This is a genomic window from Enterobacter sp. (genome assembly GCF_977039595.1).
The window spans coordinates 12874-36878 of the sequence record NZ_CDRQYH010000039.1; the positions used below are offsets into that span (position 1 = coordinate 12874).

At 55.0% G+C, this 24005-nt stretch carries 20 protein-coding genes and 1 pseudogene; 12 read left to right on the forward strand and 9 right to left on the reverse strand.

The genetic code is table 11. The features are described from left to right. Positions 1-176 precede the first annotated feature (176 nt). Positions 177-515, reverse strand: coding sequence for a hypothetical protein (locus tag ACWYRJ_RS13095; protein WP_111965692.1), 339 nt, complete (start codon positions 513-515; stop codon positions 177-179). 819 nt (positions 516-1334) lie between these two features. Between ACWYRJ_RS13095 and uspE the strand changes: the two genes are divergently transcribed. Continuing rightward, a complete protein-coding gene (gene uspE / locus ACWYRJ_RS13100; RefSeq protein WP_032640084.1) occupies positions 1335-2285 on the forward strand; it encodes a universal stress protein UspE in 951 nt (316 codons plus the stop codon). A gap of 64 nt (positions 2286-2349) precedes the next feature. Here uspE and pntB read toward each other — a convergent pair whose 3' ends face one another. Next, entirely contained in the window at positions 2350-3738 is a 1389-nt protein-coding gene (pntB, locus tag ACWYRJ_RS13105; RefSeq protein WP_032668239.1) for a Re/Si-specific NAD(P)(+) transhydrogenase subunit beta, read from the reverse strand. A gap of 10 nt (positions 3739-3748) precedes the next feature. Continuing rightward, positions 3749-5278 carry a Re/Si-specific NAD(P)(+) transhydrogenase subunit alpha gene (pntA, locus tag ACWYRJ_RS13110; protein ID WP_115874887.1) on the reverse strand — a complete coding sequence of 510 codons (1530 nt, stop codon included), beginning with the start codon at positions 5276-5278 and terminating at the stop codon, positions 3749-3751. 535 nt (positions 5279-5813) lie between these two features. Between pntA and ydgH the strand changes: the two genes are divergently transcribed. The 7 genes from ydgH (at position 5814) to tus (ending at position 12791) form a co-directional block, all read left to right on the forward strand. Next, positions 5814-6758 (forward strand): DUF1471 family protein YdgH, encoded by a 945-nt coding sequence (gene ydgH / locus ACWYRJ_RS13115; protein WP_111965689.1) that lies wholly within the window; start codon positions 5814-5816, stop codon positions 6756-6758. Between the two features lie 186 nt (positions 6759-6944). After that, positions 6945-8327, forward strand: a complete 1383-nt coding sequence (locus tag ACWYRJ_RS13120; protein WP_111965688.1) for an amino acid permease — start codon at positions 6945-6947, stop codon at positions 8325-8327. Positions 8328-8366: 39 nt separating this feature from the next. Further along, on the forward strand, positions 8367-9089 hold the full coding sequence (gene folM / locus ACWYRJ_RS13125) for a dihydromonapterin reductase (protein ID WP_455508033.1): 723 nt from the start codon (positions 8367-8369) through the stop codon (positions 9087-9089). Positions 9090-9199: 110 nt separating this feature from the next. Then, positions 9200-9916: a two-component system response regulator RstA gene (rstA, locus tag ACWYRJ_RS13130; RefSeq protein ID WP_111965768.1), complete on the forward strand. Its 717-nt coding sequence runs from the start codon at positions 9200-9202 to the stop codon at positions 9914-9916. Between the two features lie 237 nt (positions 9917-10153). Continuing rightward, on the forward strand, positions 10154-10414 hold the full coding sequence (locus ACWYRJ_RS13135) for a hypothetical protein (RefSeq protein ID WP_111965686.1): 261 nt from the start codon (positions 10154-10156) through the stop codon (positions 10412-10414). Between the two features lie 75 nt (positions 10415-10489). Next, on the forward strand, positions 10490-11788 hold the full coding sequence (gene rstB, locus ACWYRJ_RS13140; RefSeq protein ID WP_111965685.1) for a two-component system sensor histidine kinase RstB: 1299 nt from the start codon (positions 10490-10492) through the stop codon (positions 11786-11788). Positions 11789-11861: 73 nt separating this feature from the next. After that, positions 11862-12791: a DNA replication terminus site-binding protein gene (gene tus / locus ACWYRJ_RS13145; protein WP_159125008.1), complete on the forward strand. Its 930-nt coding sequence runs from the start codon at positions 11862-11864 to the stop codon at positions 12789-12791. Here the strand turns inward: tus and fumC are convergent, their stop codons facing one another. Together fumC and fumA are read right to left on the reverse strand one after the other, a co-directional pair. Then, positions 12792-14186, reverse strand: coding sequence for a class II fumarate hydratase (fumC, locus tag ACWYRJ_RS13150; protein ID WP_455508034.1), 1395 nt, complete (start codon positions 14184-14186; stop codon positions 12792-12794). Positions 14187-14368: 182 nt separating this feature from the next. Beyond that, positions 14369-16015, reverse strand: a complete 1647-nt coding sequence (gene fumA, locus ACWYRJ_RS13155) for a class I fumarate hydratase FumA (RefSeq protein WP_024909338.1) — start codon at positions 16013-16015, stop codon at positions 14369-14371. 199 nt (positions 16016-16214) lie between these two features. Between fumA and manA the strand changes: the two genes are divergently transcribed. Both manA and ACWYRJ_RS13165 read left to right on the forward strand, forming a co-directional pair. Then, positions 16215-17390 carry a mannose-6-phosphate isomerase gene (gene manA / locus ACWYRJ_RS13160; RefSeq protein WP_455508035.1) on the forward strand — a complete coding sequence of 392 codons (1176 nt, stop codon included), beginning with the start codon at positions 16215-16217 and terminating at the stop codon, positions 17388-17390. A gap of 99 nt (positions 17391-17489) precedes the next feature. Beyond that, entirely contained in the window at positions 17490-19022 is a 1533-nt protein-coding gene (locus ACWYRJ_RS13165; protein ID WP_455508036.1) for a YdgA family protein, read from the forward strand. A 38-nt stretch (positions 19023-19060) separates the two neighbouring features. On the opposite strand, the gene ACWYRJ_RS13170 is transcribed toward ACWYRJ_RS13165, so the two are convergent. Both ACWYRJ_RS13170 and ACWYRJ_RS13175 read right to left on the reverse strand, forming a co-directional pair. Beyond that, positions 19061-19915 (reverse strand): alpha/beta fold hydrolase, encoded by an 855-nt coding sequence (locus ACWYRJ_RS13170; protein ID WP_455508037.1) that lies wholly within the window; start codon positions 19913-19915, stop codon positions 19061-19063. Between the two features lie 15 nt (positions 19916-19930). Next, on the reverse strand, positions 19931-20911 hold the full coding sequence (locus ACWYRJ_RS13175) for an MBL fold metallo-hydrolase (protein WP_455508038.1): 981 nt from the start codon (positions 20909-20911) through the stop codon (positions 19931-19933). Positions 20912-21019: 108 nt separating this feature from the next. Here ACWYRJ_RS13175 and ACWYRJ_RS13180 point away from each other — a divergent pair, with 108 nt between their 5' ends. Continuing rightward, positions 21020-21916: a LysR family transcriptional regulator gene (locus ACWYRJ_RS13180; RefSeq protein WP_149366760.1), complete on the forward strand. Its 897-nt coding sequence runs from the start codon at positions 21020-21022 to the stop codon at positions 21914-21916. Between the two features lie 2 nt (positions 21917-21918). Here the strand turns inward: ACWYRJ_RS13180 and ACWYRJ_RS13185 are convergent, their stop codons facing one another. Beyond that, on the reverse strand, positions 21919-22947 hold the full coding sequence (locus tag ACWYRJ_RS13185) for a Mal regulon transcriptional regulator MalI (protein ID WP_455508039.1): 1029 nt from the start codon (positions 22945-22947) through the stop codon (positions 21919-21921). Positions 22948-23125: 178 nt separating this feature from the next. On the opposite strand from ACWYRJ_RS13185, the pseudogene ACWYRJ_RS13190 reads away from it, so the two are divergent. Further along, positions 23126-23320 (forward strand): annotated as a pseudogene (locus ACWYRJ_RS13190) (PTS sugar transporter subunit IIBC); the annotation flags it as partial. A gap of 139 nt (positions 23321-23459) precedes the next feature. On the opposite strand, the gene ACWYRJ_RS13195 reads toward ACWYRJ_RS13190, so the two are convergent. Then, entirely contained in the window at positions 23460-23849 is a 390-nt protein-coding gene (locus tag ACWYRJ_RS13195; protein WP_455508040.1) for a HumD family translesion DNA polymerase, read from the reverse strand. Positions 23850-24005 lie beyond the last annotated feature (156 nt).

Here is a 24005-nt window from a genome sequence, read left to right on the forward strand (position 1 = left end):
TGTAATGGGGATCGCTAACTTCGGTTAATTTATCGACGTATCATGATAAAAGTTCAAGTACGTCCAAAAGTTATATGGTACGGCCTGTAAACGTTAGCCTGTCGAGCATCTCGTAAAGATACACACCATACCATTTAAATTTAATTAGCTTGGCTTAAGCTCTGGTCAGTTCGTTTTTAAAGCGGATGTTTTTTACGGTATTTTTCAATGACGTTTGGTTTACACGCGTCAACATTTTTAGGGTCGACTACGATTTTCTCAATCCCCGGATGTTCCTTCACTACTTCCTGATAAGCTTTCAGAACGTCTTCATTGAAAGGAGTAGGATCAGTTGCGTTAATCAATCCTTTTTTAATCTTAAAGTCTGGTTTTGCGGCTTCTTCTCTGAATTTAGGACTGCAAATTAGTTCGGCTTGATATGATAACACCTCATCAGACAAGGATTTCGTGTTATCAGTGGCATGAACTGAAAGGCTTACTGTAGTGATAAATAATGCAAGTACGATCTTTTTCATGAATTTTACTCGATTAAATGTGTCAGATAACTTCTATCATAAAAAGAAACATCAGACTAAGGCTGATCACCCTACTAAAATTTGGTATCATTATGATAATTATTCCTTGCACATCCTGTCCATGCGCCCTCTCCCTGGCTTACTGGGCAACGACACCAGGAAATGCCGACGAATAAAAGCGGCTAAATTTATTTCGCTGCCACAAACCTTGGCTCGTAAACGGTTTCTCTTCCCAGCAAGCGATTGCTACATAAAGTGATGCTCTGAAAGAGCAGAACTCTTGTACAACCTATCTAAGATAAAACAGCAACCTGAAAATCGCCGCGAACATGGAAAAACCGAAACGCAGCGCCTCAGGACAGTATTGGTAACCGACCAGCGCTCGACAACAAAGGCAGGTTCTCTGTCCTACGGATGGAAGAATGGATTACGTAGGGCAGGAATCAGAGAACTGTCCCCATCAGTCGAGACACACCATGCCTGCTGGTCACTTTATGCATGTGCACATCCTTCGTTTGTAGCGACACCGAGGGGACATGAGGATTCACGGATGGTTTATGAGGTCGGTGCAAAGTGGAACGGTGATATGGATAGGGACCAGGTTGCTGTTATTAATAGGAGGATTCTTGTCAATATGCCCCTGACGCGCCCACATAACGATTTGAAGCCCAAGAAAATCTTTACATTCATCATGCAGCAGTACGAACCAATAAATTTGCATGATTTATTGATCTGGCAAAACCTCCCCTCTGTTTCATTCAGGATATATAGGTTACTCTTTTAATTACAGACTGTGGTGACAGTAGTAAGGAGACCTGTATGGCCAAGTATCAAAACATGCTGGTAGCTATCGATCCCAATCAGGACGATCAGCCGGCATTACGACGTGCTGTGTATTTACATCAACGGATTGGTGGCAAAATCAAAGCGTTTTTGCCGATCTATGACTTCTCGTATGAGATGACCACCCTTCTGTCGCCTGACGAGCGCACCGCTATGCGTCAGGGCGTCATCAGCCAGCGTACCGCGTGGATCCGAGAACAGGCGAAGTATTACCTGGAAGCGGGTGTTCCCATTGATATTAAAGTGGTCTGGCACAACCGACCTTTCGAAGCCATCATCCAGGAAGTTGTCGCCGGTGGGCACGATCTGCTGCTGAAGATGGCGCACCAGCACGACAAGCTGGAATCCGTGATCTTCACCCCGACCGACTGGCACCTGCTGCGCAAATGCCCTTGCCCGGTCTGGATGGTTAAAGACCAGCCGTGGCCTGAAGGCGGGAAAGCCGTTGTGGCGGTAAACCTCGCTAGCGAAGAGGATTACCACAACTCCCTGAACGAGAAGCTGGTGAAGGAGACCATCCAGCTTGCCGACCAGGTCAATCATACTGAAGTGCACCTGGTAGGTGCCTATCCGGTCACCCCTATTAACATTGCCATTGAGCTACCTGAATTTGACCCAAGCGTGTACAACGACGCGATCCGCGGTCAGCATCTGCTGGCCATGAAAGCGCTGCGCCAGAAATTCAGCATTGATGAGAAAATGACCCACGTGGAAAAAGGGTTGCCTGAAGAGGTGATCCCGGACCTGGCGGAACACCTGCAGGCGGGGATTGTGGTGCTGGGTACTATCGGCCGGACCGGTATTTCTGCCGCCTTCCTCGGCAATACCGCCGAACAGGTGATCGACCATCTGCGCTGCGACCTGCTGGTCATTAAGCCGGATGAGTACCAGACGCCGGTTGAGCTGGACGATCCGGAAGACGATTAACACCTGACGCCGCCCGACAATAAAAAAACCGCCAAATTCGGCGGTTTTTTCGTTTCAGCGCAACTTACAGCGCTTTCAGAATCGCATCCACGCTGGCTTTAGCATCGCCAAACAGCATGTGGGTATTCTCTTTGAAGAACAGCGGGTTCTGCACCCCGGCATAACCGGTATTCATAGAACGTTTGAAGACGATTACGTTCTGCGCCTTCCACACTTCCAGAACCGGCATACCGGCGATTGGGCTACCCGGATCGTCCTGTGCAGCAGGGTTAACGGTATCGTTGGCACCAATGACCAGCACGGTGTCGGTGTCGGCGAAATCATCGTTGATCTCATCCATTTCCAGCACGATGTCGTAAGGCACTTTCGCTTCCGCCAGCAGCACGTTCATGTGGCCAGGCAGACGCCCTGCCACCGGGTGAATACCAAAGCGAACCTTGATGCCCCGCGCGCGCAGCTTCTCGGTGATTTCCGCAACCGGATACTGCGCCTGCGCCACCGCCATGCCGTAGCCGGGGGTGATGATCACAGAATGCGAGTTTTTCAGCATGTCTGCGGTATCTTCCGCAGAAATTTCACGGTGCTCACCCACTTCTTCATCAGCACTGGAAGAAGAGCCATCTGTCCCGAAACCACCGGCGATTACGCTAATGAACGAACGGTTCATCGCCTTACACATGATATAAGACAGGATCGCACCGGAAGAACCCACCAGCGCACCGGTGACGATCAGCAGGTCGTTGCTCAGCATAAAGCCTGCCGCCGCTGCCGCCCAACCGGAGTAGGAGTTCAGCATTGAGACAACAACCGGCATATCCGCACCACCGATGGATGCCACTAGGTGCCAGCCGAATGCCAGCGCGATGATGGTCATTACCAGCAACGCCAGCACCTGCAGACCGACGCTTTCGGTACGCACGAAGACCACCAGCAGAACAAATGACACCACCAGCGCCGCCAGGTTCAGCTTATGACGGTTTGGCAGCATCAGCGGTTTAGAGGAGATCTTCCCGCGCAGTTTACCGAACGCGACAATGGAGCCCGTGAAGGTCACCGCACCGATGAAGATACCCAGGAACACTTCAGTCAGGTGGATATTGACCAGAATCGGTTCCAGACCCGGTTCGTGATACAGGTAGCTGTTGAAGCCCACCAGCACCGCGGCCAGACCCACAAAGCTGTGCAGAATGGCAACCAGCTCCGGCATCTCGGTCATTTCAACGCGTTTTGCCAGACGAATACCAATCGCGCCGCCGATGATCATCGCCACCAGGATCCACGCTACGTTGCCGGTATCCGGCCCGAAGATGGTGGCAATCAGCGCAATCGCCATCCCGGCGATACCAAAGTTATTCCCCTGCTGAGACGTTTCGTGTTTGGAAAGCCCCGCCAGACTGAAAATAAACAGGATTGCAGCAACAATGTATGCGGCTGTCACTAATCCTCCAGACATATGCTACCCCTTAGCCTTTACGAAACATTTTCAGCATGCGCTGAGTCACGGTGAAACCACCGAAAATATTGATACTGGCGATCAGCACCGCGATAAAGCTCAGGAAGCTGATCCAGCCGCCGTGACCAATCTGCAGTAACGCCCCCACCACGATGATCCCGGAGATGGCGTTGGTTACCGACATCAGCGGGGTATGCAGCGCATGGGAGACGTTCCACACCACGTAGTAGCCTACGACGCAGGAGAGCGCGAAGACGGTAAAATGGCCGAGGAACTCTTTTGGCGCGACGTCAGCCAGCCAGCCGAACAGAATAATTACCAGCGCCATGATCGCGTATTTACGCCACGGTGAAGCCGGTTTAGCAGGTTCTTTTGGCTCAGGCGCCGCTTTTGGTGCCGCCTGAGGCTGAGCAGAAACCTGAATAGGCGGCGCAGGCCAGGTAATTTCACCTTCACGGACCACGGTCACACCTCGCACCACCACATCGTCGAAATCAACGGTGACGTTGCCGTCTTTCTCTTTGCAGAGCAGCTTAAGCAGGTTGACGAGGTTAGTGCCGTACAGCTGAGAAGACTGCGTTGGCAGACGGCCCGGCAGATCGGTATAGCCGATCACCTTCACGCCGTTAGCGGTCGTGGTCACCTGATTCGGTACGGTATATTCACAGTTACCGCCGTTTTGGGCGGCCAGGTCGACAATCACGCTGCCCGGCTTCATGGAATCAACCATCTCACGGGTAATCAGCTTCGGCGCAGGTTTACCCGGGATAAGCGCGGTGGTGACAATAATGTCGACATCTTTCGCCTGAGCGGCGAAGAGTTCCATTTCGGCTTTGATAAAGGCTTCGGACATCACCTTCGCGTAACCATCGCCGCTGCCGGCTTCTTCCTTGAAGTCCAGCTCAAGGAATTCGGCTCCCATACTCTGAACCTGTTCCTTTACTTCAGGACGGGTGTCAAAGGCACGTACGATAGCGCCCAGGCTATTTGCCGCACCGATTGCAGCAAGGCCCGCCACGCCCGCGCCAATCACCATGACTTTCGCCGGAGGGACTTTACCCGCGGCGGTGATTTGACCGGTAAAGAAGCGACCAAACTCGTGGGCTGCTTCAACAATGGCGCGGTAGCCAGCGATGTTTGCCATGGAGCTTAAGGCATCCAGCGACTGCGCGCGCGAAATGCGCGGCACGGAGTCCATCGCCATTACGGTCACGCCACGGGCTGCCAGCTTCTCCATCAGCTCCGGGTTTTGTGCAGGCCAGATGAAGCTCACCAGGGTTGTCCCCGGATTCAACAGCGCAATCTCACCCTCTTCCGGTGCATTGACCTTCAGAATCACCTGAGACTGCCAGACGTCAGCACCGTCGACCACTTCCGCGCCAGCCTGGATAAAGGCCTCGTCATCGAAACTCGCCAGTTTGCCCGCGCCGCTTTCAACCGCGACCGTAAAACCCAGCTTAAGCAGTTGCTCCACCGTTTTCGGTGTTGCCGCTACGCGGGTTTCATTGGCTAACCGTTCTTTTGGTACCCCAATACGCATAGTTTTCCCTTCCATCGGTTCTTGATGATGGTTTATCGATAAATGCCCGCGGTTTGTATCAATTTTCACCATCGCGCCAGCGACGAGATATGATTAACCCCGGAAAATAAAACAGTAACAAACTGTCTATAACCTACTGAAAATAACGCCCGTGATCTACCGCCAGAAAACACTATTTCTTACTTTATCTGTGAAAAATAAGCGATCGGCGTCACTGACAGTGATATTTACCTTAAATTCATCGCCGGAACCGATAAATCGCGCAAGCGAAGCGGTAAAAACATGATATAGCGCCGTAAGAGAACAACTTATTAACATTAAATTAACTTGTAAAAGTCATATGCTTTATCAGTTTTACTTGTCAAACGCGTGTTTTTTCAACATATCACTAAATGTTATCGAATAAGGTGATTCAGTGAGCACAGGCAGTGAAAAATGGCGCAGACAGCGACGGGTTTTAAATGCAATAATCGGGACCGTCTCAAATTAACAACAATACCAGTACATGGTTTGCGCAAGGCGAAGGATCATTTTTATGAAGCTTAAGAACACACTCCTGGCGTCCGCACTTCTTTCCGCGACCGCCCTGTCTGCGAATGCCGCAACAGAGTTAACGCCGGAGCAAGCGGCAGCGTTAAAACCTTTTGACCATACGGTCATTGTGGGTCGTTATAATTCTATTGGCGACGCCGTCGCCGCTGCATCAAAAGCTGCTGATAAAAACGGGGCGGCCTCGTTTTATGTCGTTGACCAGTCAGATTACGGCAACAGCGGTAACCTGCGCGTGACCATCGCGCTATTCAAAGACAATGCGCCAAAAGCTGACGCACCGAAAAACCGCGTGATCAACGGTGTTGTTGAACTGCCGAAAGATCAGGCGATTGAGCTGGAACCCTACGACACCGTCACCGTTCAGGGCTTTTACCGCAGCCAGCCTGAAGTGAACGATGCCATCACCAAAGCCGCGAAAGAGAAAGGAGCTTATTCTTTCTACATCGTGCGTCAGGTCGATGCTAACCAGGGTGGCAACCAGCGCATTACCGCGTTCATCTATAAAAAAGATGCGAAAAAACGTGTTCTGCAAAGCCCGGATGCCATCCCGGCGAATTCAGAAGCGGGTCGCGCGGCGATAGCGAAAGGTGGCGAAGCCGCGAAGAAAGTTGAAATTCCTGGCGTCGCAACGACGGCGGCTCCAAGCGCTGAAGTGGGTCGTTTCTTTGAAACGCAGTCCACGAAAGGTGGCCGTTACTCCGTTACGCTGCCGGACGGTACCAAAATTGAAGAGCTGAACAACGCCACTGCTGCGCAGATGGTGCCGTTCGACAGCATCAAATTTACCGGCAACTACGGCAACATGACGGAAGTCTCTTACCAGGTCGCGAAGCGTGCGGCGAAGAAAGGGGCGAAGTACTACCACATCACCCGCCAGTGGCAGGAACGTGGTAACAACGTGACCATCAGCGCCGATCTGTACAAGTAACAAAAGTCGTTTACGAAAGGCGGCGCAATGCCGCCTTTTTTTGTTACTTTTTTTGAATTTCTGCCTCACGTCATTGCATGCTTTCGTTACACTCCGTAAAATCCCGCGCCTTAGTGTGATCCACCATTTTTATGCGCCTGAGCGAAATAATTATTCTGGATTTTGACCTTTCATAACAGGAAGCCAATGGAAAAGAAACTTGGCCTGAGTGCTCTGACTGCACTCGTTTTAAGCTCAATGCTGGGTGCGGGCGTATTCAGTTTGCCGCAAAATATGGCGGCAGTCGCGAGCCCTTCTGCGCTCATCATTGGCTGGGGCATTACGGGTGTCGGAATATTGCTGCTGGCCTTCGCTATGCTGCTGCTCACCCGCATTCGCCCGGATCTGGACGGCGGTATTTTCACCTATGCGCGTGAAGGTTTCGGCGAGCTGATTGGCTTCTGTTCCGCGTGGGGATACTGGCTGTGTGCCGTTATCGCCAACGTCTCCTATCTGGTAATCGTCTTCTCGGCGCTCAGTTTCTTTACCGACACGCCTGAGCTGCGCCTCTTTGGCGACGGAAATACCTGGCAGTCTATTGTGGGCGCCTCGGTGTTATTGTGGTTCGTCCACTGGCTGGTGTTACGTGGCGTACAAACGGCCGCCAGCATCAACCTGGTGGCGACGCTCGCGAAGCTGGTTCCGCTCGGCCTGTTTATCGTTCTGGCCTTCATTGCGTTCCGTATGGACGTGTTTAAGCTTGATTTCAGCGGCGTTGCGCTGGGCGTCCCCGTCTGGGAGCAGGTGAAAAACACGATGCTAATTACCCTGTGGGTGTTCATCGGTGTAGAAGGCGCGGTCGTGGTTTCTGCCCGAGCCCGAAATAAACGCGATGTGGGCCGCGCCACGCTGCTGGCCGTACTCGCTGCGCTCGGGGTCTATCTGCTGGTAACGCTGCTGTCGCTGGGCGTGGTGGCGCGTCCTGAACTGGCTGAAATGCGTAACCCGTCAATGGCAGGGCTGATGGTGAAAATGCTCGGCCCCTGGGGCGACGTGGTGATTGCGGCTGGCCTTATCATATCCGTCTGCGGCGCGTATCTGAGCTGGACCATCATGGCGGCAGAAGTGCCTTTCCTGGCCGCGACGCACAAAGCGTTTCCACGCCTGTTCGCCCGTCAAAACCAAAACAATGCGCCGTCGGCATCACTCTGGCTGACCAACATCAGCGTTCAGGTCTGTCTGGTGCTGATCTGGCTCACAGGTTCAGACTATAACACCCTGCTGACCATCGCCTCGGAGATGATTCTGGTACCCTATTTCTTAGTGGGTGCGTATCTGTTAAAAATTGCCACACGCCCGGCGCATTATGTTGTGGGTGTCGGAGCCTGTATTTACGGCCTGTGGTTGTTGTATGCTTCCGGTCCTATGCATCTGCTGCTGTCGGTGGTGCTGTACGCACCGGGTCTGCTGGTGTTTATCTATGCCCGCCGTACGCATCAGCTGGAGAACGCGCTGAAACGCCGTGAGATGGCATTAATTGGACTACTACTGGTTGCTGCCCTACCGGCAACCTGGATGTTAATGGGATAGCATCGCCTTTCCCATTGTTGAACTGTAAAGGAGAATACGATGGGAAATGCACCGCTTCGCCCAATACTGATTACCGGTGGAGGCCGCCGTATCGGCCTCGCCCTCGCCCATCACTTTCTCAATCTTCGCCATCCGGTCATTGTCAGCTACCGTACGGAATACCCGTCGATTGAAGGGTTACGCAAAGCGGGGGCGGTCTGCATTCAGGCTGATTTTTCAACCGATGAAGGCATTCTGACTTTCGCGGAAACGGTAAAAGCCACCACGACGGGGCTGCGCGCCGTGATCCATAACGCCAGCGCATGGCGTGCCGAAAAACCCGGTACGTCACTTAGCGAAACGCTCTCCTCCATGCTGCAGATCCACGTCAATGCCCCTTATCTGCTTAACCACGCTCTGCAGGACCTGCTGCGCGGCCACGGGCACGCTGCGGGCGACATCATTCACTTCACCGATTATGTAGTGGAGCGCGGCAGCGACAAGCACATCGCCTACGCGGCCAGTAAAGCCGCGCTGGATAACATGACCCGCTCGTTTGCCCGCAAGCTCGCCCCGGAGGTGAAGGTGAACGCCATCGCCCCGGCGATGATTTTGTTTAACGAAAACGATGATGCAGAGTATCGCCAGCAGGCGCTGAATAAGTCGCTCATGAAAATCGCCCCCGGCGAGAAAGAGGTCATCGACCTCGTGGATTACCTGCTCACCAGCTGCTACGTCACCGGCAGAACCTTTGCCGTGGACGGTGGCCGACCGCTGCGCTAGTGAAAGCGAATAACAGCCAGAATTACGGAACCGGCGTTAATTTAGAAAGATTAATGGAAGGTTAAGGTTTCGCGGTGTATGTTGGCTTTTTTCACGAAAACAGACGCTGTATGAATAAGATTGTTTATGTTGAAGACGAACCCGAAGTCGGGCAGCTAATCGCCGCCTATCTGGGTAAACATGATATGGACGTCATTGTTGAACCTCGCGGCGATCGTGCCGAAGAGGTGGTCGTCCGTGAAAACCCGGATCTGGTGCTGCTGGATATCATGTTGCCAGGCAAAGACGGCATGACGCTCTGCCGTGACCTGCGCTCCCGTTGGGAGGGCCCTATTGTCCTGCTCACCTCGCTGGACAGCGATATGAACCACATTTTGTCGCTGGAGATGGGTGCCAATGACTACATTCTGAAAACCACACCGCCTGCCGTCCTGCTCGCTCGCCTGCGCCTCCATTTACGCCAGCACGCCAGCATCGAACGCGAAGCACCGGCGCCGTCTCTGACGCCGCACAAAGCGATGCGCTTCGGGACGCTGTCTATTGATCCGATTAATCGTCAGGTGCTGCTCTCTGGCGAACTTATCGCCCTTTCTACCGCAGATTTTGACCTGCTGTGGGAGCTGGCAACGCATGCCGGACAGATTATGGACCGTGACGCGCTGCTGAAAAACCTGCGTGGCGTGAGCTATGACGGAATGGACCGCAGCGTTGACGTGGCGATTTCGCGTCTGCGCAAAAAACTGCAGGATAACGCCACCGAGCCCTACCGCATTAAAACCGTGCGTAATAAGGGTTATCTGTTTGCCCCACATGCATGGGAAACCTGAGAAGATAACCTGACAGAAATGAAGGCATTGCGCGATGATGCCTTCTCTTTCGTACGTTTATTTTTACGTTTGCGCAACAATTTACTTGCTAAGCACGCGAACTATTCCATAATTACCTTCTCGACTCTCCTTTCTTCAGCTCGCCCCGCTCTTGCGATCGTTTTACTCATTTTCGCCGTGAAGCTTTCACGACATCTCTCCAATAAATCTTGAAATGAGGATTTAAGCCCATGACATATGTATAGCTACGGTCAGGTAGAAGCGATAAAAACCAATCTTGAGTGGATTGTTAATCAGGCAACCCTTAACCACGTCACCCCCTCAAGAACCGATCAAAAAGCGCTCTTTGACCTGCTGGAACTCATCCAGTCTTACGAAATACTGCTGGACCTCATCAGCGAATACGGGACGGATGTGATTGATACGCATATTGCTGAAGGACTGGCGATGACCGAAAAACTCATCGCCAAGGTAAAAAACAGCGCGAAAGCCATATAACACGCTCGACAGACGTGAAAAACTCGAAGGGTTTTCATGTATATTCTGCACATAGCGTTTTTGCGGTGAGATCCAATGAAAAAGCTGTTTGTGCAGTTTTATCTTTTACTGTTTGTCTGCTTCCTGGTGATGACCATGCTGGTCGGGCTGGTTTATAAATTTACCGCCGAACGTGCGGGCAGGCAGTCGCTGGACGATCTGATGAAAAGCTCGCTCTATCTGATGCGCAGCGAGCTAAGAGAGATCCCGCCACACGACTGGGCGAAAACCCTGAAAGAGCTGGATCTGAATCTGTCATTCGATTTACGCATCGAGCCGTTGAAAGATTTCGATCTGGACCCGCCTGCCATGCAACGTCTGCGCGACGGGGACATCGTCGCGCTGGATGAGAAATACACCTTTATCCAGCGTATTCCTCGCAGCCATTACGTGCTTGCCGTCGGGCCGGTGCCCTATCTCTATTATCTGCACCAGATGCGTCTGCTGGACATGGCGCTGATGGCCTTTATCGCCATTTCGCTCGCGTTTCCGGTCTTTATCTGGATGCGCCCCCACTGGCAGGACATGCTGAAGCTGGAATCCGCCGCGCAGCGTTTTGGCGAAGGGCATTTCACCGAACGCATTCACTTCGACAGCGGTTCCAGCTTTGAACGCCTTGGCGTGGCCTTTAACCAGATGGCCGATAACATTAATGCCCTGATAGCCAGTAAGAAGCAGCTGATCGACGGGATTGCACATGAGCTGCGCACGCCGCTGGTTCGCCTGCGCTATCGTCTGGAGATGAGCGAGAATCTGACGGAAGCGGAGTCTCAGGCCCTGAACCGCGATATTGGCCAACTCGAAGCGCTGATTGAGGAGCTGCTGACCTATGCGCGCCTCGATCGCCCGCAAAACGAACTGAACCTCAGCACGCCGGATCTGCCCGCTTGGCTGCAAACCCATATTGACGATGTTCAGAGCGTAAACCCGCAGCGCACGCTGTTGACGCGCGTCACGCCGGGTGATTACGGCGCGCTTGATATGCGCCTGATGGAGCGCGTTCTGGACAACCTGATGAACAACGCCATGCGCTACAGCGAAAGTACGCTGCAAATTGGGCTGGATTTGCAGGGAAACCAGGCCAGCCTGACGGTAGAGGATGACGGACCGGGGATTGCCCCGGAAGCACGCGAAACCGTGTTTGAACCGTTTGTCCGCCTCGATCCCAGCCGCGATCGCGCCACCGGAGGATGTGGCCTGGGGCTGGCAATTGTCTACTCTATCGCCCAGGCCATGGGCGGTACGGTGCATTGCGAGGAGAGCGAGCTCGGCGGCGCGCGCTTCTGCTTTAACTGGCCGGTGTACCATAACATCGCCCTTCCCGTCCCTGCCTGACTTCAAGCGCACGCTGGCCTGACCCGGCGTGCTGTGCTATATGATAAGTATGTTGTAACTAATGAGAGTGTATATGGCGACCTACGATCTCATCGAACGGCTGAACAGCACGTTTCGGGAAATAGAACACGAGCTGCTAACCCTGACAGAACGTTTGCAGACCTGCCGCCTGCTGGCCGCGCGCGTCTTCACCCTGCCCGAGGTGGTCAAAGGAGCCGAGCACGATCCGCTGGACACCATCGACGTGAAGCAGCACATCGGCAAGGCCGCACTGGAGCTGGCGATGAAGCACTATCGCCATCTTTTTATCCAGCAGCAGTCTGAACAGCGCAGCAGCAAGGCGGCGGTGCGGCTGCCCGGCGTAATCTGCCTGCAAACCGATGCCGCAGCGCGCGAAGCGCTGGAAAGCCAGATTACCCATATCAACAGCCTGAAAGCTGCATTTGAGAAAATCGTTACCGAAGAGTCGGGCCTGGCCCCCGCCGCCCGGTTTGAGTGGGTGCACCGTCAGCTTCCGGGGTTAATTACCCTGAATGCCTATCGCACGCTGACGGTACTGCGTCATCCCGCCACGCTGCGCTTCGGCTGGGCGAATAAGCACATCATTAAAAACTTCACCCGGGATGAAATTCTGGCGCAGCTGGAAAAGAGCCTGAAGACGCCGCGCACCGTCGCGCCGTGGTCGCGTGAGCAATGGATTGAGCGCCTGGAACAGGAGTACCACAGCATCGCCTCGCTGCCGGCGGATACGCGCCTCAAAATTAAGCGCCCGGTGAAGGTTCAGCCTATCGCCCGCGTCTGGTATTCCGGCCAGCAAAAACAGGTGCAGTATGCCTGCCCAACGCCGCTGATTGCGCTCTATGATGACGATCGGGGGGCCATAGTGCCGGATATTGGTGAATTGCTGAATTACGATGCTGAAAATGTCCAGCACCGTTACCGACCTCAGGCGCAGCCGCTTCAGCTGATTATTCCGCGGCTGCACCTGTACGTAGCGAGGTAATTATTTCAGGCTGCCAACCATCGCCTCGGGACGTACCCAGGCATCGAACTCAGCCTCCGTCAGATAGCCCAGCGCCAGGGCGGAGGCTTTCAGCGTCAGCCCCTCCTTATGCGCTTTTTTGGCGATCTCGGCGGCTTTGTCGTAGCCAATATGGGTATTGAGCGCGGTCACCAGCATCAGCGATTCGTTCAACAGCTGGCTGATGCGCTCGCGGTTTGGCTCGATCCCCACCGCGCAGTGTTCATTAAAGCTCTCCATGCCGTCCGCCAGCAGACGAATCGATTGCAGAACGTTGTGGATCACCATCGGGCGATAGACGTTCAGCTCGAAGTTGCCGGACGCACCGCCCAGGTTAACGGCCACATCGTTGCCCAACACCTGGCAGCAGAGCATGGTCATGGCTTCGCACTGGGTCGGGTTGACTTTACCCGGCATGATGGAGCTGCCCGGCTCGTTTTCCGGAATGCTGATTTCACCGATGCCGCAGCGCGGGCCCGAGGCCAGCCAGCGCACGTCGTTGGCGATTTTCATCAGCGACGCCGCCAGCCCTTTCAGCGCGCCGTGGATGTGGACCAGCGCATCGCAGGTCGCCAGCGCCTCGAACTTGTTGGGCGCCGTGACGAACGGCTGCCCGGTTATGTTTGCCAGCTCCTCCGCCACGCGCACCGCATACTCCGGATGGTTGTTCAACCCGGTCCCAACCGCCGTCCCGCCGAGCGCCAGCTCCGCCAGATGCGGCAGGCTGTTCTCAATATGCTTCAGGTTGTGTTCCAGCATCGCCACCCAGCCGGAAATCTCCTGGCCGAGCGTCAGCGGCGTGGCGTCCTGCAGGTGCGTACGGCCAATTTTGACGATGTCGCGGAAGGCCTGCGCCTTCTCGTTGAGCGTAGACTTCAGGACGTTGAGCTGCGGGATAACCTGCTCGCGGATAGCAATCACCGCCGCCACGTGCATGGCCGTCGGGAAGACGTCGTTGGAACTCTGGCTTTTGTTGACGTCATCGTTCGGGTGAACCTTGCGCTCCATGCCGCGCACGCCGCCCAGCAGTTCGCTTGCCCGGTTCGCCAGCACCTCGTTCATGTTCATGTTGCTCTGGGTGCCGGAACCGGTCTGCCAGATAGCGAGGGGAAATTCGTCGGGATGCTTGCCCGCCAGCACTTCGTCGGCGGCGTTGATGATGGCGGTCGCTTTGTCTGCCGTCAGCAGGCCTAAATCCCGGTTCACTTTCGCGGCCGCGCGTTTGGTGAGCGCCAGCGCCTGAATCAGCGAGACGGGCATTTTTTCAGTCGAGATACGGAAATGCTCCAGCGAACGCTGGGTTTGCGCGCCCCATAGCTTGTCGGCCGGGACGTCGATGGCGCCCATCGAGTCTTTCTCATGGCGTACCGTGGTCATTACTTTCTCCTTGATAACAAAAGAGGGATAGCTCACATGCTTAAGGGATAAGTATTGATGACTTCTGAGAAACGTTATGGCGCTTTGTGCGCTCTTTTTGATGTCGGGTGTCGGCTGCGCCTTACCCGACCTACGAAAATCCAGGCCGGGTAAGCGTCAGCGCCACCCGGCAATTTACAGATTTACTTCACACACGCCGAACACTGGGACGACTGGATCTGCTTGAAGAAATCGTTGCCTTTGTCATCCACGAGGATGAACGCCGGGAAATCTTCCACTTCAATTTTCCAGATCGCTTCCATACCCAGTTCCGGGTATTCCACGCACTCCAGGCTCTTGATGCTGCCCTGCGCCAGAACCGCAGCCGGGCCGCCGATGCTGCCGAGGTAGAAGCCGCCGTGCTTGTGGCAGGCGTCCGTCACCTGCTGGCTGCGGTTGCCTTTCGCGAGCATGATCATGCTGCCGCCGTTGGCCTGCAGCTGGTCAACGTACGAGTCCATACGGCCCGCCGTGGTTGGGCCTAACGAGCCAGAGGCGTAGCCTTCAGGCGTTTTCGCCGGGCCGGCGTAGTAGATCGGGTGATCTTTAATGTACTGCGGCAGCCCTTCGCCGTTGTCCAGACGCTCTTTCAGCTTCGCGTGCGCGATGTCGCGGCCCACGATAATTGTGCCGTTCAGGGAGAGACGGGTCGAGACCGGATACTGCGAAAGTTGCGCCAGAATCTCTTTCATCGGACGGTTCAGGTCAACGCGGACCGCTTCCCCCTCGCCCGCTTTGCGCAGCTCTTCCGGAATATATTTGCCCGGGTTGTTTTCCAGTTTTTCGATCCATACGCCTTCGCGGTTGATCTTCGCCTTGATATTGCGATCCGCAGAGCAGGAGACGCCCATCCCGACCGGACAGGAAGCACCGTGACGTGGCAGACGGATCACGCGCACGTCGTGGGCAAAGTATTTGCCGCCAAACTGTGCGCCAAGACCCAGGTTACGCGCTTCTTCCAGAAGCTCCTGCTCAAGCTGAACGTCGCGGAACGCCTGGCCGTGCTCGTTACCTTCGGTTGGCAGGCCGTCGTAGTATTTGGTTGAGGCCAGCTTCACGGTCTTCAGCGTGCTTTCAGCCGACGTGCCGCCAATCACAAACGCGATATGGTACGGCGGGCACGCCGCGGTGCCGAGGGTGCGCATCTTCTCAACCAGGTAATTCTTCAGCTTACCCGGGGTGAGCAGCGCTTTGGTTTCCTGATAGAGATAGGTTTTGTTGGCCGAACCGCCGCCTTTGGCGATACAGAGGAATTTGTACTCGTCCCCGTCGACGCTGTAGAGGTCAATCTGTGCAGGCAGGTTGGTGCCGGTGTTGACCTCTTTATACATGTCCAGCGCCGCGTTTTGCGAATAGCGCAGGTTATCTTCGGTGTAGGTGTTATAAACGCCGTGTGCCAGCGCCGCTTCGTCACCGCCGCCGGTCCAGACGCGCTGCCCTTTTTTACCGACGATGATCGCCGTGCCGGTATCCTGACAGGTTGGCAGAATGCCTTTCGCCGCGATATCGGAGTTACGCAGGAACTGCAGGGCAACGTACTTATCGTTTTCGCTGGCTTCCGGGTCGCTCAGAATATCGGCCACCTGCTGCTGATGCGCAGGACGGAGCATAAACGAGGCGTCGTGGAAAGCGTGCTGCGCCAGCAGCGTCAGCGCCTGCGGATCCACCTTGAGGATCTCTTGTCCTTCAAATTCAGAGACGGAGACGTGATCGCGGGTTAACAGGTAATACTCGGTCTGATCCTTACTGAGGGGGAAAGGATCCTGATAATGGAAGGGTTTATTCGACATTGGTCTCTCACTTACTGCTTCGGTCTGTTTATTCAGGGCAGATGTTCCGCTGCCCGGCTTAAAAGCGAGTCAGCTTATCCTACACAATTTTTTAACAAAAACTGAGACTAGTACGACTTTTTACATCCACAGGTTACTTCCATGAGGTTTATTGCTTTAATACCCGGAGTTAATTCCACAATTGAATCAGGGCTTGATAATGCAAAAACTCATTAACTCAGTGCAAAACTACGCCTGGGGAAGTAAAACTGCGTTAACGGATCTCTACGGTATCGCGAACCCGAACAACCTGCCGATGGCGGAACTGTGGATGGGTGCGCACCCGAAGAGCAGCTCAAAAATTGAAGACGCCAGCGGCCAGGTACGCAGCCTGCGCGACGTGATTAATGCCGATAAAGCCGCGCTGCTGGGTGACAAAGTCGCTCAGCGCTTTGGCGAACTGCCGTTCCTGTTTAAAGTTTTGTGCGCTGACCAGCCGCTCTCCATCCAGGTTCATCCGAACAAGAAAGCCTCAGAAATCGGGTTTGCGAAAGAGAACGCGGCGGGTATTCCTTTAGATGCTGCCGAGCGTAACTACAAAGATCCTAACCACAAGCCGGAACTGGTGTTCGCGCTGACGCCGTTCCTGGCGATGAATGCGTTCCGCGAGTTTTCAGAAATTATCTCCCTGCTGCAGCCGGTCGCGGGTGCCCATAAAGCCATCGCGCATTTCCTTGAAAACCCGAACGCCGATGCGCTGAGCCAGCTGTTTGCCAGCCTGCTGAATATGCAGGATGAAGAGAAAACCCACGCCCTGGCGGTGCTGAAAGCCGCCCTGGACAGCCAGCAAGGTGAACCGTGGGAGACCATCCGTCTGATTTCCGAATTCTATCCGGACGACAGCGGCCTGTTCTCCCCTCTGCTGCTGAACGTGGTGAAGCTCAATCCGGGCGAAGCGATGTTCCTCTTCGCGGAAACCCCGCACGCCTACCTTCAGGGCGTGGCGCTGGAGGTGATGGCCAACTCCGATAACGTGCTGCGCGCGGGCCTGACGCCGAAATACATCGACATCCCTGAGCTGGTAGCCAACGTGAAGTTCGTGGCGAAACCTGCCGCGGAGCTTCTGACTCAGCCGGTGAAAAACGGTGCAGAGCTGGACTTCCCGATTCCGGTTGAAGATTTTGCCTTTTCCCTGCACGACCTGAGCCAGGCCGAAACCACCATCGCGCAGGAGAGCGCGTCGATCCTGTTCTGCGTGGAAGGCGAAGCGACGCTGCACAAAGGCGAACAGCGTCTGGTGCTTAAGCCCGGTGAGTCAGCCTTCGTTGCAGCCAATGAGTCTCCGGTTAGCGTAAGCGGCACCGGTCGTCTGGCGCGCGTTTTCAATAAGCTTTAACCACTTACTGAATTTTTTAACAACTCTTGCTAAGCTAGTTGCAGGCTTAATATCTCCTGGCGGTTTTTACCGCCTGGTTTCATTTTAGGGATAGTCGCAATGAAAAAATCGGTCGTAGCGGTTGGAGTGATTGTAGCGTTAGGCGTGGTCTGGACGGGTGCTTCCTGGTTTACCGGGAAACAGCTGGAAGGCCGTCTGGCTGAGATGGTGGCGCAGGCTAACGGAGAGATTAAGCGCAGCGCGCCGGAGGCGGGCCTTGAGCTGAGCTACCAGAACTATCACCGCGGCGTGTTTACCAGCCGCATGCAGATGGTAGTGAAGCCGGTTGCCGGTGCTGCAAACGGCTGGCTGAAACCGGGCCAGAGCGTGGTGCTGGACGAGGTGGTGAGCCACGGTCCCCTGCCGCTGGCGCAGCTGAAGTCCTTTAACCTGATCCCGTCGATGGCGTCCGTTCATACCGTGCTGGTGAATAACGACGTCACCAAACCGCTTTTTGACCTGGCGAAGAATGAATCGCCTTTCGACATTAATACCCGCATTAGCTATTCCGGTGACACGAGTTCCGATATTGCTCTGAAAGCGCTGAACTACGAGAAAGAGAATGAGAAAGTCGCCTTCAGCGGCGGTCACTTCAAACTCGATGCTGACCGCGATGGAAACGTGTTCTCCCTGACGGGTGAAGCGGAAAGCGGCCTGGTCAATGCCGTGAACGAATATAACCAAAAAGTTCAGCTCACCTTCAATAACCTGAAAGCCGACGGCAACAGCCGCATGACCGATTTCCAGGAGCGTATCGGCGATCAGAAACTGTCTCTCGACAAAGTCGCCATTGCTGTTGAAGGCAAAGAGATGGCCGTGCTGGAAGGCATGGACGTCAACGGAAAATCCGACGTTTCTAAAGACGGTAAGAGCATCAATACCCAGCTGGATTACACGCTGAAGAGCCTGAAAGTGCAGAATCAGGATCTGGGCACCGGCAAACTGTCGCTGAAGATCGGCAATATCGACGGCCAGGCGTGGCACGAGTTTAGCCAGAAATACAGCAAAGAGAGCCAGGCGCTGCTGACCGATGCCGCGCTGCAGCAGAACCCGGAAGTCTACCAGCAGCAGGCGATGGCGGTGCTGTTCAACAACCTGCCGATCCTGCTGAAAGGTGAGCCGGTGGTCACCGTTGCGCCGCTGAGCTGGAAAAACAGCAAAGGCGAAACCAGCTTCAACCTGTCGCTGTTCCTGAAAGATCCGGCCACCGCAACGGGTGAGCCGCAGACGCTGGCGCAGGAAGTGGATCGCAGCGTGAAGTCGCTCGACAGCAAGCTGACCATTCCGATGGATATGGCAACCGAGTTCATGACCCAGATTGCGAAGCTGGAAGGCTACGGCGATGAAGACGCCGCCAAGCTGGCGAACCAGCAGGTGAAAGGCCTGGCGGCAATGGGCCAGATGTTCCGCATCACGAAGGTGGACAACAACACGATTTCCACCAGCCTGCAGTACGCCAATGGCCAGGTCACGCTCAACGGCGACAAAATGCCGCTGGAAGACTTCGTCGGCATGTTTGGTATGCCTGCTCTGGGAATGCCGGAACCGGCTGAACCGGCAGCGCCAGCCGAACCGGCGGCACCGCAGCAGTAAACAGCAAAACCCCTCGCATGAGGGGTTTTTATTGCCCGCTAGCTTTTCCATCCCGCCAGGAAATCCAGCAGAAGCGCGTTCACTTTCTCTGGCTGCTCCTCCTGCGGAAGGTGGCCGCACTCATCGATACCATGCGCCCGCAGGTTCTCCGCTATTTCGGCCCAGACGCTTTCCATATCGAAAAGCTTGCCGACCGCATGAAAATCATTACCCCACAGCGACATTACCGGGCAGGTGATTTTCACCTCAGCGTCTGCCATATCCTGCGCAATATCCTCTGCGTTGGCGCGATAGTCAGCCATAGCGCCTCGCACGGCCCCCGGTGCCTGATACGCCCGAACATAGGTATCAAACGCCTCACCGCTGATGGTAGACGGATCGTAGGTCCAGTCCGAGAAAAAGTGGCGCAGCCAGATATTCTCCCGACCCGCAATCAGCGCTTCCGGCAGGTCTGGTACAAGATGAAACAGAAAGAACCAGTATGCACGCGCAATCGACGCATTCAGATCGCGCGCCACAATGCGCGTTGGAACGTTATCCATCACCACCAGTCGTTCCACCAGTTCAGGGTAATCTTTTGCAAACCGCGTCGCCACGCGTGCGCCGCGATCGTGCCCCACCAGTACCACTTTCTGTAAGCCAAGCGCACGCATCAGTTCCCGGATGTCCCGCGCCATGTTGCGTTTATCATAGCCAGATGCAGGTTTATCCGTTTCGCCATACCCGCGTAAATCTGGCGCAATCACACGGTAGTGCTGGGACAATACAGGTATCTGGTAGCGCCAGGCATAGTTTGTTTCAGGGAAACCATGCAGGAGAATAACCGGTGCGCCTTCACCCTCTTCGACCACGAACTGACGAATGCCGTTTGCCGTTACGGTGTAACTTTTCATGTTCGTAACCTCACATTATTTCAGCAGAGGCACGTTGGCCGCACGTTGATAAGGACCGTAATTTACCGGGTTCCAGCTAAAACCCTGCTGCCAGGCGGTAATATGCCCGATACCGGGGAATGGCAGATGCGCTGCGGCCATCCACTCACCGTCTTTCGCCAGCGCGTTAAATTCCTGCGTCCGGGACGAGATGGCTTTTTTCGGATCGACATCAAAGCGAATAGACACTTCAGGGTGCGGGAACTGGACGGCAGGCGCATGAATCAAATCCCCAATGAAGTTGATAGCCGTACCCTGCGACGCAAAGCGATAAACGGTACTGCCAGGCGTATGACCAGTGGCATAGGTCGTCTGGACTTCCGGGATCGGCGAAGCTGGCGGGACGAAGGTTTTAAGATGCCCGGCGGCTTTATAGGCAGAAAGAGCATTCCTGGCGATAGCGAAATACTCCTTCGCGTTAGCCGGTGCGCTCGCTTCTTTTGCAGGGTCAAGCCAGTAGTCGGCTTCCCCCTGCGGAACGTAGACGGTGGCATTGGGGAACAGCGCCTTACCGTCTGCATCGCTCAGGCCACACACGTGGTCAAGGTGCAGGTGGGTCAGGAAAATGGTATCAACCTGATCGGGACGATACCCTGATGCGTTCATATTGCTGACCAGCTGGCCAGCCGTTTCCGACATGCAGTGGCCGCCCCCGCTGTCAATCATCACCAGGTGTTTACCGGTATTCACCAGGAAGGCGTTGAAGGCAGTAGGCATGCGTTCGGCATCAATTTTGTGTTGAGCCAGCAGTTCGCGAACCTTGTCGCCTGAGAGCCCGTGTAGCAAGGCAGGCGAAAGATCGTTATAGCCGTCGAAAAGCGCCGTCACCTCATATTCCCCGACCGCCAGACGATAATACCCCGGGACCTGCTGTTTCACCTGCGCGGGGGCATCTGCCCACGATGAGCTTGCAAAGAGCAGGCCGCTGAACGCCAGAACCGTTTTCAACTTTTTCATCTTCACTCCAGACTGATATTTTTTCAGGTTGTGAAGAGACTATGGCAGCGTAACGATTAATAATGTAGACATGTACTTTGATAGGTCAGCATAACGAAAAGCGATACAATGAAGCTGGAAGACGTTGAAGTGTTTGTCGAAGCCGTCAAGGCGGGTAGCCTGGCGGGCGCCGCGCGTCGGCTCTCTGTGAGCCCTATGGCGGCGTCACGGTCTCTTAATAATCTTGAGGCGGAACTGGGGGTCAGGCTGGTGCACCGCACCACGCGTTCCCTCTCACCCACCAGCGATGGGGACGTTTTTTTACCCCATGCGCAGGCGCTGCTGGAAGATAAAAATAATGCGCTGGCCGATCTGTTTCCCGAGGGGACGCATCTTACCGGACGCCTGCGCATTACCGCCTCAGCGGGGTTTGGCCGTAAGATCGTTGCTCCCATGCTGACCCGGTTTATGCAGCAACATCCCGCCCTGCAGGTCGATTTACTCGCCACTGACGAACAGGTGGATATTGTCGGTAAAGGCATAGACGTGGCGTTACGCATTGCTCCGCTGCGCGACAACCGATTAGTTGCCCATCGCCTGTGTCACAACCCACGGGATCTCTGCGCCAGCGCGGCGTATCTTGCCGCAAATGGCTATCCAAAATCGTTTAACGATCTGGCGGCACATAGCTGTCTGACCACGTCAGATACCGTCCACTGGTCATTCGAACAGGGCGAACAGCGCTACAGGCAAAAGGTCTCGGGCCGATTCTCCGCGAACTCTGTTGAGGCCATTTTCGAAGCCTGCCTTGGAGGGTTGGGCATCGCCAATTTATCTCGCTGGTACGTAGAACCGGCCTTCAGAGAGGGGAAACTCGAGCGGATCGTCCTGGAAGATGCCCGGCCGGAATCGCTGGCCGTTTGGGCGGTTTATCCGACCTCCAGGCTGATCCCGGCAAAAGTACGAAAATTTGTGGAGGCACTGGAAGCCGAACTGTTGCTCAATCCGCTAACGCAACTCACCTGATACTATTTTACCGGCACCAGGCGCGCCGCCACAATCTGGTGCCCGGCCTGCACATCTGTATTTTCGATACGCTGCATGATTCTGTCCGCCAGGGTGTAACCCATCTCCCGCGCGGGGGTAGTGGCCCAGACGATCGGCAGATCGTCCAGCGCGTTTTCACCGACGTCGGCGAACGCCCCCAGCGCCACCTGGTGGCCGAAGAAGGTTTCCACCCCGCCCTCGCCGCTCTGACGCCCGGCGCGGATCAGGCCAAACCAGGCGCCCATGGCGATCACATCGTTGTAGCAAATCACGGCGCTGATCGTCGGGCTGCTTCGCAGCAGCGCGCCTATCGCTTCCGCCGCCATCTTCTGGCTGGACTCACACTCCACGACCCACTCGCTGTGGAACGGCAGGCCGTATTTAATCAGCGTCGCACAGTAGCCGCCGACCCGCTCGGCGCGGGTCAGGGACGAGCTTTTCCCGCCCAGCCAGGCAATGCGCTGATGACCGCGACGAATAAGATGCTCGGTCAGCATTTGCGCGGCCTGCATGTTATCCGGACGCAGCGTATCGGCTTCGTCGAGGTAGCTGGCGCGCGAGGCAAACACCAGCGGCACTCCCTGTTCGGCGGCACGCTCGCACAGCTCGCTGCCCACGCCCGACGCCCCTGCGACGATCACCCCGTCCACCCCCTGGTTCAGCAGCATATCGAGCCGGGAAAGCAGCTGATCGGCTTCGCGGCCGCCGTGAAGCAGAAAGACCATCCGCCCTTGCGCTTCAAGCGCTTCGGTTAACCCGGCCGTCAACTCCGCATAGAAAGGTGACGTCAGGTCACGAACGATCAGGCCAATCACCCCGCTTTGCCCCCCGCGCAGCGCCGACGCCTGGCGGTTACGCACAAAGCCCAACTGTTCAACCGCCTCGTTCACCCGCTGACCGGTCGCGGGAGAGATGCGCCCTTTTCCGCTCAGTACCAGAGAAACAGTGCTGACGGAAACCCCCGCCGCCAGCGCGACATCGTTGATGGTGACTTTTTTCACTACGGCCATGTGTTGGCGTGACTCCCTGAAAATGAGATCGGTAAAACGTTTTATCAATACGTTATCTTTATACTACCAGTCAAAGCCTGAGAATGTGATTTAGCGCGCACTAAACTTTGATAAAACGTTTTATCTTCTCGCAGCATTGAGGCAGACAAACTGATTTTAACAATAAAGGAGTCGTTTTATGACGGCGAAAGCAGCACAAAAAATATCGCTGTGGGAATTTTTCCAGCAACTGGGTAAAACCTTTATGCTGCCCGTGGCACTTCTCTCGTTCTGCGGGATCATGCTCGGGATCGGCAGCTCGCTCAGCAGTAAAGACGTCATCACGCTGATCCCGTTCCTCGGTACTCCCGTGCTGCAGGCGATCTTTATCTGGAGACTATTAAGTCTTTTAACGAAGTGGCTTGATGTTGGATTGATGTGCGGTAACTTCAGCTATGTTGCCGCGATACGATTTGTCATGTGCAATGAACTAACGTCGTTTCGCGGTAACTTTATGCCCCACCCATGCCCCATCACATCACCGGACAATCATCAAACTCACCAGACCGCGCGTCGTTGATGGTGTACGTGATCACCCCAAACACTTGCCGTGAAGAATCGCTGGCCTCATCCCTTAATGGTAACGGCTCCCTTCTTCCATTTTCAGGATTCTCCAGGCAAGGATGCGGCAGCGTCCTGTAGCGCATGATCCTGAACTCACCATCAACAGCACAGACAAGCAGAGAACCATCTTTCGGTGTCAGCGATGAATCGACGATGAGCATGGCGCCCTTCATGATTCCAGCGCGCAGGTATGTCGTGCCGGCTATCATCATGTATGTGGCTGCCGGGTGAGCGATAAGACGCTTATCGAGTGATATGCGATCTTCAACATAGTCTTGCGCTGGACTTGGGAATCCCATGATGCACCTCCGATAATTACTGTATGCACATGGGTCTTCCCTTGATGTGGTGGCTGAAGGCATGATAATGGTGTATTTAATCGCCAGAGGTCACCGCCATGGACGAAAAGTCCCTCTACGCTCATATTCTCAACCTGTCCGATCCGTGGCAGGTAA